Consider the following 14,204-nt stretch of genomic DNA (forward strand, 5'->3'; position numbering starts at 1 on the left):
CAAGGATGGAACCCGCGACCCGGCGTCGGCGGTGCTCGTTGCCGTTGCTGTCGGGATGTGTGGCCTCACCTCGACCCTGTGGGTGTCGGCCGATCGGCACTGGATTGCCCCGGTTGTGCCCACATCGGCCGGGGTAGACCCTAGGCTGGCCGGCATGGGGCGGCAACGACGCCGATGCCCCGCGCCACGGCCACGTTGGTGACGAAGGAGTGAGCGATCATGCGCATCGGCGTACTCACCGGCGGCGGCGACTGTCCCGGCCTGAACGCCGTGATCCGGGCGGTCGTCCGCAAGGGCACGAAGGTGTACGGGAACGAGTTCCTCGGCTTCCGCGACGGCTGGCGCGGGCCGCTCGAGAACGCCACCATGCCGCTCGGCGTCGAGCAGGTGCGCGGCATCCTGCCCCGCGGCGGCACCATTCTCGGCTCGTCCCGGACCAACCCGTACGCGACCGACGACGGTGGCCAACGGATCCGCGACAACCTGGCCGAACTGGGCGTGGACGCGCTGATCGCGATCGGCGGCGAGGACACCCTCGGCGCCGCCGCGAAGCTGCACTCCGAGGGCCTGCCGGTGGTCGGGGTACCGAAGACCATCGACAACGACCTGGGCGCCACCGACTACACGTTCGGCTTCGACACCGCGGTCAACATCGCCACCGAGGCGATCGACCGGCTGCACACCACCGCGGAGAGCCACCACCGCACGGTGGTCGTCGAGGTGATGGGCCGGCACGCCGGCTGGATCGCGCTGCACTCGGGCCTCGCCGGCGGCGCGAACGTCATCCTCACCCCGGAACGCCCGTTCGACCTCGACCAGGTCTGCGAGTACATCGAGGAACGGTTCCGCTCGCAGTACTCGCCGATCGTCGTGGTCGCCGAGGGTGCGGTGCCGGCGCAGGCGCACGAGGTGACCCAGACCGACCGGCTCGACTCGTTCGGGCACGTCCGGCTGGGCGGTATCGGCCAGTGGCTGGCCGACTCGATCGAGCAGCGCACCGGTAAGGAGGCGCGTGCCGTCGTGCTCGGCCACATCCAGCGGGGTGGCACCCCGACCGCGTACGACCGGGTGTTGGCGACGCGGTTCGGGCTGCACGCGGTGGATGCGGTGCACGACAAGGACTGGGGCCAGATGGTGGCGCTGCGCGGTACCGACATCGTGCGGGTGCCGCTGGCGGAGGCGACGGCGAAGATCAAGACCGTACCGGCGGCGCGGTACGCCGAGGCCGAGGTCTTCTTCGGCTGAGTACGCCCGTGAGGTGGGCGTTCCCCGGGCCGGGTGAGGGGTCTGTGCTCGTTGCGGCGCAGCCCCTTGCCCATCCCCCGTCGGGGAGACGGCGAGGCGGCCGGACGTAGGGTCGGAGGATGGCAGGGGAGCATACGGTCGCCGTGGTCGGGGCCGGCAAGATGGGTGAGACGCTGCTGTCCGGGCTGCTGCGGGCCGGGTGGCCGGCGAGCCGGCTGCTCGCGACGGCGCGCCGGCCGGAGCGGGCCGAGGAACTCGCGGTGCGCTACGGCGTGCGGGTGGTCGACAACGACGAGGCTGCGGCGTCGGCGGACGTGCTGACGATCGCGGTGAAGCCGCAGGACGCGCCGGCGTTGCTGGCCGCGCTCGGCCCGAAGGTGGCCCGCGACGTGGTGGTGGTGTCGATCTGTGCCGGCCTGCCGACGTCGTTCTTCGAGAAGCACCTTCCCGCCGGTACGCCGGTCATCCGGGTCATGTCGAACACGCCGGCGATGGTCGATCAGGCGATGACCGCGATTTCCGGCGGTACCCACGCCACCGCCGAGCAGCTCGCGCTGGCCGAGGAGATGTTCCGGCCGCTGGGGCGCACCATCCGGTTGCCGGAGTCGCAGCAGGACGCGGTGACCGCGTTGTCGGGCTCCGGCCCGGCGTACATCTACTACCTGGTGGAGGCGATGACCGACGCCGGGATCCTGCTCGGCCTGCCCCGGCAGGTGGCGTACGAGCTGATCCTGCAGACGGTGATCGGTTCGGCGGCGATGCTGCGCGACTCGGGCGAGCACCCGGTCAAACTGCGTGAGGCGGTCACCTCGCCGGCGGGTACCACCATCAACGCGATCCGGGAACTCGAGGACCACAAGGTGCGGGCGGCGCTGATCGCGGCGTTGGAGGCGGCCCGGGACCGGGCCAGGGAAATCGCCGCTGACTACACGTGATCGTGCAACTACCCGCAATCGTCGCAATGCGTGACTATCGCGTCGGGGAGTTCGCGCCGCGATTCGGGGCCGCCGGTTGCAATGAGTGAGCGCTTCAGATGGTGAGCCGGGTCCGCCGGTCGGCGGGGCCTGGACGCCGGCGCGAGTGCCGGCCGAGCCTCGGCGGCGTGCGAACCGCCCGAGAGTATCTGCTGCGAAGATCACATAGATGTAACGGATAGCGGTGGAGTAGCCGGGGGCGGAACCGGGACAATTGACAACCAATGCCGGGCTACCGACCACCCGATTTACCGTCGCGTGACATCCTCAGGATGCGAGCCGGCGAGCCTTCGATAGGGTTGGCGCCGTTGGACACGCGCGCCACGGCCGTGCACGCGGGTCGATGGTCCGACCGTGGCGCCTGCCGTGCGGCCGTGACCATGCCGGTTCGGAACCCGTTCCGGCCCGCCCCGCGCCTGACATCGGTTACGCCGTGTAGCCGCCGGCTCCGGCTCGGAGGGTGACGCGGTGCGACCCGACGAGCGAAGAGGAGATCGTGCCAGCAGTACGCGCAGACTCGGTGTACAAGGTGTTCGGTCGCCGACCGGAGCAGGCCGCGAAGGCGCTGGCTTCGGGGGCGAGCCGAGAGCAGGTCCGCGCGCAGGGCGCCACCGCCGCGGTCATCGATGCATCGTTCGAGGTGGCGCCGGGTGAGATCTTTGTCGTGATGGGGCTGTCCGGTTCGGGCAAATCGACCCTGATCCGGATGCTCAACGGACTGTGGCGGCCGACCGCCGGCACCGTCGAGATCGACGGCATCGACATCAGCAAGATGCGGCCCAAGCAGCTCCGCGAGCTGCGCCAACGCAAGGTCAGCATGGTCTTCCAGCACTTCGCGCTGCTGCCGCACCGCACCGTGCTGGACAACGCCGCGTACCCGCTGGAGGTCAAGGGCGAGCCGACCGCGGTGCGCCGGCAGAAGGCGCGCGAGGCGCTCGCCATGGTTGGCCTGGAAGGCTGGGAGGAGAGCCTCCCGTCGCAGCTGTCCGGCGGTATGCAGCAGCGGGTCGGGCTGGCCCGCGCGTTCGCCGCCGGTACCGACGTGCTGCTGATGGACGAGGCGTTCAGCGCGCTCGACCCGCTGATCCGGCGGGACATGCAGACCCAGCTGCTGGAGCTGCAGAGCCGGCTCGGCAAGACGATCGTGTTCATCACCCACGACCTGAACGAGGCGATGCGGGTCGGCGACCACATCGCGGTGATGCGGGACGGCCGGATCGTGCAGATCGGTACCGCCGAGGAGATCCTGACCGACCCGGCGAACGACTACGTGGCGCAGTTCGTCGCCGACGTGGACCGCACCCGGGTGCTGACCGCAAGCTCGATCATGGAGCCGCCGGTCGCCACCATCGGCGTCGGCGGCGGCCCCCGCGCCGCGGCCAAGACGATGCGGGAGAACCAGATCAGCGCGCTGTTCGTACTCGGCCGGGACCGCACGCTCGCCGGCGTGGTCCGGGAGGGGCCGACCTCGGAGGCGCTGCGGCACGGCGAGTCGAGCCTCAGCTCGCTGCTGGACCACGACATCGTGAAGATCGGCCCGGACACGCCGGTCGCCGACCTGTTCGCGCCGGCCGCGGAGACGCCCGTACCGCTGGCGGTGGTGGACGACGACGACAAGCTGCTCGGCGTGATCCCGCGGGTGACGCTGCTTGCCGCGCTGGGCAACGGCAGCGAGGAGCCCGTACCGCTGGACGATCCGCCTCCGGGGTTCGACCCGACCGCCAGCGTGTCCGTCGACCGGGAAGGGGATGCCGATGTCTCTGCCTGATCTGGCCACCTCCGGCCCGGCGATCCCGCAGATCCCGATCGGCAGCTGGGCCGACCATCTGGTCACCTGGCTCAAGTTCAACATCGGCGTGCTGTTCGACGGCATCAAGTCGGTCGTCGAGACGGTCGTCTCCGGGCTGTCCGACGCGCTGATCGCGGTGCCGTGGCCGGTGATGATCCTCATCTTCATCCTGCTCGGCCTGTGGCTGCGCACCTGGAAGTTCGCCATCTTCGCGTTGCTCGGCCCGCTGCTGATCGTGTCGATGCAGCTGTGGGACGACGCGATGATGACGTTGGCGTTGGTGATCGTGGCGGCGGCGGTGTCGCTGGTCCTCGCGATACCCATCGGCATCGCCGCGGCGCAGAGCGCCTGGGTGTCGCGGATCGTCAAACCGATCCTCGACCTGATGCAGACGATGCCGCAGTTCGTGTACCTGATCCCGGCCGTGATCCTGCTCGGTCTCGGCCCGGCGCCCGGCCTGGTGGCGACCGTCGTGTTCGCGATGCCACCCGGGGTGCGGTTCACCGAGCTGGGCATCCGGCAGGTCAACCACGAGGTGGTCGAGGCCGGCGAGGCGTTCGGCGCGTCCCCGTGGAAGGTGCTGCTGCGCATCAAGCTGCCGCTGTCGCTCGGCACGATGATGGCCGGCGTCAACCAGGTGATCATGTTGACCCTGTCGATGGTCGTGATCGCCGGCATGCTCTCCGCGCCCGGCCTCGGCCAGGACGTGGTCGGCGCGGTGTCGCAGACCGACGTCGCCGGCGGGTTCCAGAGCGGCCTGGCCGTGGTGATCCTCGCCATCGTCCTGGACCGGCTCACCGCCGGACTGGGCGAACGCGCCGCGCCGGAGGCGCGGCTCGCCCGCCGGGCGCGTGCGTTGAAACGGCGGCAGGCCAAGGCCCGCGGCGCGAGCACGGACGCCGCCCCGGCGGCCAAGGTGAATGCCTGACAGATCCCGATGGCGGCAGCCGGCGACCGCCGGTACCGTCGCCCGATCCGGCCGTGCGCGGTCGATCCAGAGGAGAAAGGAACGTCCAAGGTGCGACGGAAACTGGTCGCCCGAGTGGTCGCGGGTGTCGCGGTCGCGTTGACGCTGTCGGCAACGCTGGCAGCGTGCGGGAAGAGCAAGGAGGTCAGCGGCGGCTCGGGTTCGGGTGAGGACGCCAAGACCGTCACCATCGGCGTGCTGCAGGGCTGGGCCGAGGACCAGGTGGTCAGCGAGCTGTGGAAGCAGGTGCTGGAGAAGAAGGGCTACAAGGTCACGCTGAAGAACATCAGCGACGCCGGCCCGACCTTCACCGGCCTCGCCGGCGGTGACCTGGATCTGTTCATGGACACCTGGCTGCCCAAGACCCACAAGACCTACGTGGACAAGTACGGCAGCCAGATGGAAGACCTCGGCGTCTGGTACGACCAGGCCACGCTGGACATCACCGTCCCGGCCTACATGACCGACGTCAACAGCATCGCCGACCTCAAGGGCAAGGCGAGCAAGGTCGACGGCAAGATCGTCGGCATCGAGCCGGGCGCCGGCCTGACCGCGGCCGCGAAGGACACGATCAAGGGCTACGGGCTGAGCGACTACACGCTGCAGACCTCGTCGACCACGGCGATGCTGAGCGCGTTGAAGAGCGCGTACGCCTCGAAGAAGCCGATCGTGGTCACCCTGTGGCGGCCGCACTGGGCCTACTCCGCGTACAAGCTGAAGGACCTGAAGGACCCGAAGGGCCTGATGGGTGCCAAGGAGAAGATCCACACGTACGCGCACAAGGGCTTCAGCGCCGACCACAAGGAGCTGGCCGGGTGGCTGAAGAACTTCACGATGCCCGACGCGCAGCTCGCGTCGCTGGAGAACGAGGCGCTGAACAAGCAGTCCAGCAACGTCAGTGCCGGCGTGACCAAGTGGATGAACGAGAACCAGGACTTCGTCAAGCAGATGACTGCCTGACGTAGCCCGCGGGTCTTTTTTCGGCCGGTCGATTGTCGACATTGCACAATCGGCCGGCCGACATCGTGTCCACCGTGGTGGGTCAGGAGCCGGCGCGCAGCGCGGCGATGCCCTCTTCCAGCAGGGCCGCCGGGTCGAGGGTCTCCGGCGACTCGGCCCAGCGCAGCACGGCGACCGACGCCACGCCGATGTAGGCGGCCGCGACCGCCTCGTCGGTGTACCGCGGGGTGTCCCGGCCGGCGCGCTCGGCCAGCGCGGTGGCGATCGCCCGGGTCGACTCGGCCACCCCCTGGATGATCTTGCCGCGCAGCGCCGGGACGGACAGCACCAGCCGCAGCCGCTGCCGGGTGTCCTCGCCGGCCTCCGCCGCGAACTGCGGCATCAACGCCATCATCGCGCTGTGCAGGGCGACCAGCGGTTTCTCGTCCGCCGGCCGGTCCAGGACCGCCCGGTAGAACAGCGGGTCGTAGTCGTCGGCGAGGACCACGTCCTCCTTCGTCGGGTAGTACCGGAAGAAGGTGCTGGGGGAGACCTCGGCGGCGGCGGCGATCTGCTCCACCGTCGTCTGGTCGTACCCCTGCTCGGCGATCAGCCGCAGCGCGTGATGCTGGATGGCGCGCCGGGTCTTGAGCTTCTTGCGCTCCCGCAGACCCGGCGCCCCCGCCGGTACGTCAGCCTTCATGCCGTCCATTGTGCGGCCCGCCCGTGGCCAGCGCCGCCGGCTCGGCCCCGGCCGGTCGCGTCGCCGCAGGTTCGGGTACCGGCCGGTCCCGGTTCGGCAGCAGCAGCGCGGCGGCCACCGCACTGACCGCGGCCGCGACCGCGCAGACCAGCAGCATCACCGACATGCCGTGCACGAACGCGCCGTCGGCCGCGGCCCGCAGCGGCGCGCCGGCCGGACCCATCCGGTGCGCCACCTCGGCGGCGCCGCCGACCGATCCGCGGGCGGCGTGCGCCGCCGCCGGCGGCAGTCCGGTCAGCGCCGGGTCGAGCCGGTCCCGGTACGCGGCGTTCAACACGCTGCCCAGGATCGCGATGCTCAGCGCGGCGCCGACCTGCCGGATCGCCTGCACCAGCGACGAGCCGGTGGCGGCGTCATCGGTACCGAAGGTGGCGAGCGCCGAGTCCATCGCCGGCGACAGGGCCAGGGAGATGCCGAACCCCTCGATCAGCATCGCCACCGTGGTCAGCCGGTAGCCGCTCGACACGTCGACCCGGGACTGCACCATCAGCCCGGCGGTGACCACCAGCAGGCCGCCGGCAACCGGCAGCCGGCGGCCGAACCGCCGGCACAGCCGGTCGCCGACCGGCGCCGCCACCAGCATCCCGGCGATCAGCGGCAGCAGCCGTACCCCGGCGCCGAACGCGTCGGTGCCGAGCACCACCTGCACGTACTGCGGCAGCACGAACACGACGCCGAACAGCGCGAAACCGGCGAGCGTCATCGCCAGCACGCCGACGGAGAAGCGGCGATCGGCGAACAGACCGAGCCGTACCAGCGGTTGCCGCGCCCGCGCCTGCCAGGCCACGAACCCGGCCAGCAGCGGGACCGCCGCACCGAGCCCGACCAGTACCGGCAGGCTGGTCCAGCCGCGCTCCGGGCCCTCGATGACGCCGTAGACCAGCGCGACCAGCCCGAGCGTGGACAGCGCCACGCCGAGCAGGTCGGGCCGGCGGGTCACCGCCCGCGACTGCGGGATGGTCAGCGCCACCACGATCATCGCGACCAGCACGATCGGCACGTTGATCAGGAACACCGAGCCCCACCAGAAGTGGCCGAGCAGCCAGCCGCCGAGCAGCGGCCCGAGCGGCAGCCCGAGCATCATCCCGGACACCAGGATCGCCAGCGCCGTCGACGTCGGCAGCGTCCGCCCCCCGCCGCCGACCGCCGTGCCATCGCTACCGCTCGTGCCGGCGGTGCCGGGCGCCGTGGCGGCGGTGCCGGTCGGCTTGTCGGCGGCGCGGAAGACGGTCGGCACGATCGACAGCGGTACCGACAGCAGCACCGCGGCACCGATCCCGAGCACCGCGCGTGCGGCGATCAGCTGCGCCGGCGAGTCGACCTCGGCGCAGGCCGCGGACGCCAGCCCGAACACGGCGAGGCCGGCGAGCAGCACGGTGCGCCGCCCGTACCGGTCGGAGAGCAGGCCCACCGGCAGCAGCAACGCGGCGAGCGCCAGCGTGTACGCGTCGGTGACCCACTGCAGCTGGGCGTTGCTCGCGCCCAGGTCCTTGCTCAGGGTGGCCAGCGCGACGCTGAGCACCATCGTGTCCAGCCCGACCACCAGTACCGCGAGCCACAGCGCGACGAGGATCGCGCCCTGCCGCCCCCGTCCGTACCGGACCATGTCCGCCTCCCAAAATGACATCAACTCTCAAAATCAAGTAGATGCCAAAAGACTTAAACTGTCAACAGGCCTCGATGCGTGTCGCGGGGAGGTCGGGGAGTGCCGCTCGGCACCGGCCGCGGCAGGGTGCCCGGAGCGCGCGGGCGGATGGTGGGACGGCCGCCACCTGGGGGGTTGGTGGGGCGGGGCACACCGTAGGCTGTCGGCGTGCAGCGAGAATGGCATGATCTGCGCTTCCCCGGCCTGGACACGACCAGCATGCTGACCACCCGCGATGCCGACGAGCACGAGGTGGCCAAGCTCGGACTGGACGCCTGGCGCGAGCTACCGCGCGACCAGGGCGTCAACTGGCCGGACCAGGCCGAGGTCGACCAGGTCGGCCAGGTGCTGTCGGCGGTGCCGCCCGTCGTCGCGCCGTACGAGGTGGACCAGCTGCGGGCGCGCCTGGCCGAGGTGTGCGAGGGGCGCGCGTTCCTGCTGCAGGGCGGCGACTGTGCGGAGACGTTCGTCTCCAACACCGAGCAGCACCTGCTGGCCAACGCCCGCACGCTGCTGCAGATGGCGATCGTGCTGACCTACGGCGCGAGCATGCCGGTGGTGAAGGTCGGCCGGGTGGCCGGGCAGTACGCGAAGCCGCGGTCCAAGCAGACCGACGCGCTGGGCCTGTCCGCCTACCGCGGCGACATGATCAACTCGTTGGACGCCACCCCCGAGGCGCGGGTGGCCGACCCGCAGCGGATGATCCGCGCGTACGCCAACGCGGCGGCGGCGATGAACATGCTCCGGGCGTACCTGTCCGGTGGCCTCGCCGACCTGCACCAGGTGCACACCTGGAACAAGGACTTCGTGCGCTCGTCGGCCGCGGGCGAGCGGTACGAGGCGATCGGCCGGGAGATCGACCGCGCGCTGCGGTTCATGAACGCCTGCGGCATGTCCGACGCCGACGAGCTGCGCCAGGTCACCCTGTACGGCAGCCACGAGGCGCTGGTGCTGGAGTACGAGCGGGCCCTGACCCGGGTCGCCGGCGACGCCGCGTACGACCTGTCCGGGCACTTCGTCTGGGTCGGCGAGCGCACCCGCCGGATGGACGGCGCGCACATCGACTTCGTCTCCCGCATCGCCAACCCGATCGGCGTCAAGATCGGCCCGAGTACCACCCCGGAGACCGCGATCGAGCTGGCCGAGCGGCTCAACCCGGACAACATCCCGGGCCGGCTCACCATGATCAGCCGGATGGGCAACGGCCGGGTGCGCGACGCGCTGCCACCCATCGTGGAGAAGGTCACCGCCGCCGGCGCCAAGGTCGTCTGGCAGTGCGATCCCATGCACGGCAACACGTTCGAGTCGTCCAACGGGTACAAGACCCGGCAGTTCGACCGGATCGTGGACGAGGTCCTCGGCTACTTCGAGGTGCATCGCGGCCAGGGCACCCACCCCGGCGGCATCCACGTCGAACTCACCGGCGAGGACGTCACCGAATGCCTCGGTGGCGCGCAGGCCCTGGAGGAACTGCACCTGCCCACCCGGTACGAGACGGCCTGCGACCCGCGCCTGAACACCCAGCAGTCGCTCGAACTGGCCTTCCTCGTCGCCGAAATGCTCCGCGGCTGACTCCGAAACAGACCCTAGGCCCGACCGGCTTCCACCCGATCGCGCGGTAGCCGCCCGTCCGATGGTCGCGCGAGTAACGGCCATCGCTGCCGCTGCGGCGGGGAAGGTGAGGGGGCGGTACGGCGGGGTTAACCATGCTTCGGGGCGGGCAAAGAGTCGCGCCGCGGCCTGGTTGGGCCGATCCGGCCGGTGCTAGATCTCGGAGGGATGGACCTGTGGCGCGCCGGCGGGGCGCGCCCCATCCCGTACGGAGGCAGCATGGGCGCCGTTGGCCGGACCGGGCGGGCGGGGCGGGCCCGGTGGCGGCTGCTGGCGCTCGCCGCCGCGGTGCTCGCGCTGGCCGGGTGTACCGGGCCGACGCCCGGCCACCCGCTCGCCGCGAGGGGCTGGCACGCGCTGACCGGCGCGCACGGTTCCCCGCACCTGCCGAGAGCCCGGGACGAGGATCCGGCCGACGACCGTGGCGCCACCACCGTGGAGGGCAGCGGCGGTACTCCGGTGGTGGCCGGCGGGCGCACCCCGCGGCCGAAACACGTGGTGGTCGTGGTGTTCGAGAACAAGAAGGCGAACTCGGTGATCGGCAGCCGGCACGCGCCGTACCTGACCGGGCTCGCGCACCGCGGCGCCTACCTGACCGAGTCGTACGGGGTGGCGCACCCCAGCCAGCCGAACTACCTGGCGCTGTTCTCCGGCAGTACCCACGGGGTGACCGGGGACCGGTGCCCCGAGCGGTTGCACGCGGACAACCTCGCCGCGCAGCTGCGGGCGGCGGGGGACAGCTACGCCTCGTACGCCGAGGGCCTGCCGTCGACCGGCTTCACCGGCTGCACGGCGCCGCACTACGACCGGGCGATCGCGCCGTGGACCGACTTCACCTCGGTACCGGCCGGCACCCAGCGGAGGTTCAGCGCCTTCCCGCGCGACTACGCGACGCTGCCGACGGTCAGCTTCGTGCTGCCGAACATGTGCCACAACATGCACTACTGCTCGGTGGCCACCGGCGACCGGTGGGCCCGGCGCGCGCTCGACCCGTACGCGCGGTGGGCGCAGACGCACGACAGCCTGCTGCTGGTGACGTTCGACGAGGACGACGACACCAGAGTGAACCGGATCCCCACCATCCTGGTCGGTCAACCGGTGCGGCCCGGCCGCTACGCCGAGCACGTCGACCACTACACGATGTTGCGCACCCTGGAGGCGATGTACGGGCTGCGCCCGCTCGGCACCGCCGCCGACCGGCGGCCGCTGACCGACGTGTTCCGGCGGCCCGCCGCTCACCCGGCGGTCGTGGGGTGATGAAACACGGCTGCGAGGAACGCGACGATCCCGTACAGCAGGACGGTGACGACGGCGAGCGCGAGCAGCGCGCCGATCGCGGCGTGGCACACGATGAGCAGCAGCCGCCGGCCCCGGGCGATCCGGGCACCGAGCACTGCGCCGGCGATCGGCGGCAGCAGCGGCAACCCCTCGGCGATCAGCGCGCCGAGCGGCTCGCCGGACCGGGTCTGCGCCGCGACGAGCGCCACGTAGCCGGCGACGAACCCGGCGTACCAGGCGAGCGCGAGCAGCGCCGCGGCCGGCGCGACGAACCACTGCCAGCGCCGTACCTCGACGCTCGCGTCGCCACCCGCCGATTCGTCCACGTTCCGGTTGTACCAGTGCTCGGCGACAGCAGCCAGCGACGGCGGGTGACCGACCGGGGGTGGTGGTGGCGGGAACGGCGGGTCGACGGCAGGCTGGGGGAGTGACGACGGGCCGGACGGTACGGGTGCTGCTGGCGGCGGCGCTCGGCCTGGCGCTGCTCGCCGGCTGCGGCTCGTCCGGCGGCCCGGGCGGCCCGCCCGGCGCCGCGACCCCGGACGGCGCCGGTTCGCCCCGCACCGCGACCCCAGGCTCCAGTGGGTCGACGGCGGCCGGCACGCCGTCGACGGCTCGTTCCGGTGGCCTCCCGCGGCCGGCGCACGTGCTCGTCGTGGTGTTCGAGAACAAGGGGTACGACAACGTCGTCGGCAACGCGCAGGCGCCCTACCTCAACCTGCTCGCGAAGCGCGGCGCGCTGCTGACCGACTCGCACGGCGTCGCCCACCCCAGCCAGCCGAACTACCTGGCGCTGTTCTCCGGCAGTACCCAGGGGGTCACCGACGACTCCTGCCCGCACACGTTCCACGCCGACAACCTCGGCGCGCAGCTGCTGGCCGCCGGACACGGTTACGCCTCGTACGCCGAGGGGTTGCCGTCGACCGGGTTCACCGGGTGTGGCAACGGCAACTACGCCCGCAAGCACGCGCCGTGGACCGACTTCACGAACGTACCGGCGCGCACCCAGCAGCCGTTGCGGGCGCTGCCGACCGACTACACGAAGCTGCCGCAGGTCGGCTTCGTCATCCCGGATCTGTGCAGCGACATGCACAACTGCTCGGTGGCCACCGGCGACCGGTGGCTGTCGGCCAACCTCGGCGGCTACGTCAGCTGGGCGCAGCACCACGACAGCCTGCTGATCGTCACGTTCGACGAGGACGAGGGGACCGGCGCGAACCGCATCCCCACCATCCTGGCCGGCGCGCCGGTGCGGCCGGGACGCTACGGCGGCCACGTCGACCAGTACACGATGCTGCGCACGATCGAGGCGATGTACGGCCTGCCCGCGCTCGGCGCCGCCGCCCACCGAGCCCCGCTCACCGGCGTCTGGCGCTGACCGGTCGGTCAGCCGGTGGCCGGATCGACCCAGACCGGGTCCGGCCGTGGTCGCCGCAGCCGCGCCAGCGTCGCCGAACGGCACCCGCGGGGCAGCCGCAGGTGGTGTCCTCCCCGTCGGCCCCGCCTGGCGGGCGTTCACCGCCACGCTCAGGGCCGGCGCTCTCGACGGCCGAGGTCGCCGCCAGGGCGACGGTGGGTGCACGCTGGAGCCATGGCGTGGGCGATCGGCGGAGGCCGGGCGGCGGGAGCGATCGCGGAGCTGGTGCGGTTGATCGTGCGGCTGGCGATCTGGCACCTGGCGTTCCGGTTCCTCGGCGGCTTCCTGCAGCAGTACACACACGTGCCGTGGCTCGGGTCCGTCGTGATCATCGTCGCCGCGTTCGTCCTGGTTCGGCTGGCGATGCGCTGGTATCGCAACCGGCGCCGCTGACCGGTCCCACCAGGTTGTATCGGCATGGCCCGGACCTGTCGACGCACGGCCGGCAGTGGCAGGATCGCTGCTGTGATCGATCTGCGCAGTGACACGGTGACCCGGCCGACGCCGGGGATGCGGGAAGCGATGGCGAACGCCGAGGTCGGCGACGACGTGTACGGCGAGGATCCGACCGTGAACGCGCTGGAGCGCGAGGTCGCGGAGGCGTTCGGGCACGAGGCGGCGCTGTGGACGCCGACCGGTTCGATGGCCAACCAGATCGGCCTGCAGCTGCTCGTGTCGCCGGGCCAGGAACTGCTGTGCGACGTGCAGGCGCACGTCGCGCGGTACGAGATGGGCGCCGCTGCGGCGTTCGGTGGGATCACCACCCGCACCTGGCCGGAGCTGTCCGTGCCGGACATCGAGGCGCTCGTCTCCCCGCCCGGCGGGTACAGCGTGCCGACGGTGGCGCTGGCGGTGGAGAACACCCACAACATGCGCGGCGGTACGGTGCTGCCGCTCGCGCAGCTGCGGGCGATGCGCGACCTGGCCGACCGGTACGAGCTGGGGCTGCACTGCGACGGGGCGCGGATCTGGCACGCGCACGTGGCCGACGGGGTCGGGTTCGCCGAGTACGGCCGGCTGTTCGACACCCTGTCGGTGTGCCTGTCCAAGGGGCTCGGCGCGCCGGCCGGGTCGCTGCTGCTGTCCACGGCCGACAACATCGCCCGGGCCCGACTGATCCGCAAGCGGCTGGGTGGCGGCATGCGGCAGGTCGGCATCCTCGCCGCCGCCGGCCGGTACGCGCTGGCGCACCACGTCGACCGGCTGGCGGAGGACCACGCGAAGGCGGCCCGGTTGGCCGAGGCGCTTGCGCCGTACGTGCCGGGGGAGGTCCGGACCAACATCGTGGTGCTGCAGGTGCCGAACGGGCCGGAGCTGGCCGCCGCCGCGGAGAAGCAGGGCGTCCGGTTCGGCGCGATCGGCCCGACCGCGGCCCGGCTGGTGACCCACTACGACGTGACCGACGACGACATCACCCGCACCATCGAGGTGCTCACCGCCCTGCTGTCCGGCTGAGGCAGCACCGGTCGCGGGCCGCACCGCCCGGAGCCGAGGTCACGCCGCACCGTGACCGGCCGGCTACGGGGGTGCGCGGTACCGCGACCCGCAGCCGGACCGTTCCCTGCTGGCAGAGCCC

At 71.8% G+C, this 14,204-nt stretch carries 13 protein-coding genes; 10 read left to right on the top strand and 3 right to left on the bottom strand.

Annotated features, from left to right (window positions below):
* The first annotated feature begins 219 nt into the window (after positions 1-219).
* From Asera_RS16540 to Asera_RS16560, 5 genes are all read left to right on the top strand, one after another.
* Positions 220-1,245, top strand: coding sequence for a 6-phosphofructokinase (locus Asera_RS16540; RefSeq protein ID WP_030448966.1), 1,026 nt, complete (start codon positions 220-222; stop codon positions 1,243-1,245).
* Between the two features lie 119 nt (positions 1,246-1,364).
* Positions 1,365-2,180: a pyrroline-5-carboxylate reductase gene (gene proC, locus Asera_RS16545; protein WP_030448967.1), complete on the top strand. Its 816-nt coding sequence runs from the start codon at positions 1,365-1,367 to the stop codon at positions 2,178-2,180.
* Positions 2,181-2,715: 535 nt separating this feature from the next.
* Positions 2,716-3,987 carry a quaternary amine ABC transporter ATP-binding protein gene (locus tag Asera_RS16550; RefSeq protein ID WP_051802869.1) on the top strand — a complete coding sequence of 424 codons (1,272 nt, stop codon included), beginning with the start codon at positions 2,716-2,718 and terminating at the stop codon, positions 3,985-3,987.
* Positions 3,974-4,936, top strand: a complete 963-nt coding sequence (locus tag Asera_RS16555; protein ID WP_084132586.1) for an ABC transporter permease — start codon at positions 3,974-3,976, stop codon at positions 4,934-4,936. Before Asera_RS16550 ends, Asera_RS16555 begins: the two co-directional genes overlap by 14 nt.
* A 90-nt stretch (positions 4,937-5,026) precedes the next feature.
* Positions 5,027-5,935: a glycine betaine ABC transporter substrate-binding protein gene (locus Asera_RS16560; RefSeq protein WP_051802857.1), complete on the top strand. Its 909-nt coding sequence runs from the start codon at positions 5,027-5,029 to the stop codon at positions 5,933-5,935.
* Between the two features lie 82 nt (positions 5,936-6,017).
* Here the strand turns inward: Asera_RS16560 and Asera_RS16565 are convergent, their stop codons facing one another.
* Entirely contained in the window at positions 6,018-6,617 is a 600-nt protein-coding gene (locus Asera_RS16565; RefSeq protein WP_030448971.1) for an acyl-CoA-like ligand-binding transcription factor, read from the bottom strand.
* Positions 6,607-8,283: an MFS transporter gene (locus Asera_RS16570; protein ID WP_051802858.1), complete on the bottom strand. Its 1,677-nt coding sequence runs from the start codon at positions 8,281-8,283 to the stop codon at positions 6,607-6,609. Before Asera_RS16570 ends, Asera_RS16565 begins: the two co-directional genes overlap by 11 nt.
* Positions 8,284-8,490: 207 nt before the next feature.
* Between Asera_RS16570 and Asera_RS16575 the strand changes: the two genes are divergently transcribed.
* Positions 8,491-9,894, top strand: a complete 1,404-nt coding sequence (locus Asera_RS16575; RefSeq protein ID WP_030448973.1) for a class II 3-deoxy-7-phosphoheptulonate synthase — start codon at positions 8,491-8,493, stop codon at positions 9,892-9,894.
* Between the two features lie 258 nt (positions 9,895-10,152).
* Positions 10,153-11,190, top strand: coding sequence for an alkaline phosphatase family protein (locus tag Asera_RS16580; protein ID WP_084132590.1), 1,038 nt, complete (start codon positions 10,153-10,155; stop codon positions 11,188-11,190).
* On the opposite strand, the gene Asera_RS16585 is transcribed toward Asera_RS16580, so the two are convergent.
* On the bottom strand, positions 11,169-11,537 hold the full coding sequence (locus tag Asera_RS16585; RefSeq protein ID WP_030448975.1) for a hypothetical protein: 369 nt from the start codon (positions 11,535-11,537) through the stop codon (positions 11,169-11,171). The two genes, Asera_RS16580 and Asera_RS16585, sit on opposite strands and share 22 nt — an antisense overlap.
* A gap of 101 nt (positions 11,538-11,638) precedes the next feature.
* Between Asera_RS16585 and Asera_RS16590 the strand changes: the two genes are divergently transcribed.
* The 3 genes from Asera_RS16590 (at position 11,639) to Asera_RS16600 (ending at position 14,083) form a co-directional block, all read left to right on the top strand.
* Positions 11,639-12,589: an alkaline phosphatase family protein gene (locus Asera_RS16590; RefSeq protein WP_030448976.1), complete on the top strand. Its 951-nt coding sequence runs from the start codon at positions 11,639-11,641 to the stop codon at positions 12,587-12,589.
* A 213-nt stretch (positions 12,590-12,802) separates the two neighbouring features.
* Positions 12,803-13,021 carry a hypothetical protein gene (locus tag Asera_RS16595; RefSeq protein WP_030448977.1) on the top strand — a complete coding sequence of 73 codons (219 nt, stop codon included), beginning with the start codon at positions 12,803-12,805 and terminating at the stop codon, positions 13,019-13,021.
* Positions 13,022-13,093: 72 nt separating this feature from the next.
* Positions 13,094-14,083, top strand: coding sequence for a threonine aldolase family protein (locus tag Asera_RS16600; protein ID WP_030448978.1), 990 nt, complete (start codon positions 13,094-13,096; stop codon positions 14,081-14,083).
* Positions 14,084-14,204: the final 121 nt, after the last annotated feature.

This window comes from Actinocatenispora sera (genome assembly GCF_018324685.1).
Classification (GTDB): Bacteria; Actinomycetota; Actinomycetes; order Mycobacteriales; family Micromonosporaceae; genus Actinocatenispora; species Actinocatenispora sera.

Bases quoted from the DNA above. Each gene is read 5' to 3' on its own strand.
- Asera_RS16540 (WP_030448966.1), top strand. From the start codon at position 220: ATGCGCATCGGCGTACTCACCGGCGGCGGCGACTGTCCCGGCCTGAAC.
- proC (WP_030448967.1), top strand. From the start codon at position 1,365: ATGGCAGGGGAGCATACGGTCGCCGTGGTCGGGGCCGGCAAGATGGGT.
- Asera_RS16555 (WP_084132586.1), top strand. From the start codon at position 3,974: ATGTCTCTGCCTGATCTGGCCACCTCCGGCCCGGCGATCCCGCAGATC.
- Asera_RS16565 (WP_030448971.1), bottom strand. From the start codon at position 6,617: ATGAAGGCTGACGTACCGGCGGGGGCGCCGGGTCTGCGGGAGCGCAAG.
- Asera_RS16570 (WP_051802858.1), bottom strand. From the start codon at position 8,283: ATGGTCCGGTACGGACGGGGGCGGCAGGGCGCGATCCTCGTCGCGCTG.
- Asera_RS16580 (WP_084132590.1), top strand. From the start codon at position 10,153: ATGGGCGCCGTTGGCCGGACCGGGCGGGCGGGGCGGGCCCGGTGGCGG.
- Asera_RS16595 (WP_030448977.1), top strand. From the start codon at position 12,803: ATGGCGTGGGCGATCGGCGGAGGCCGGGCGGCGGGAGCGATCGCGGAG.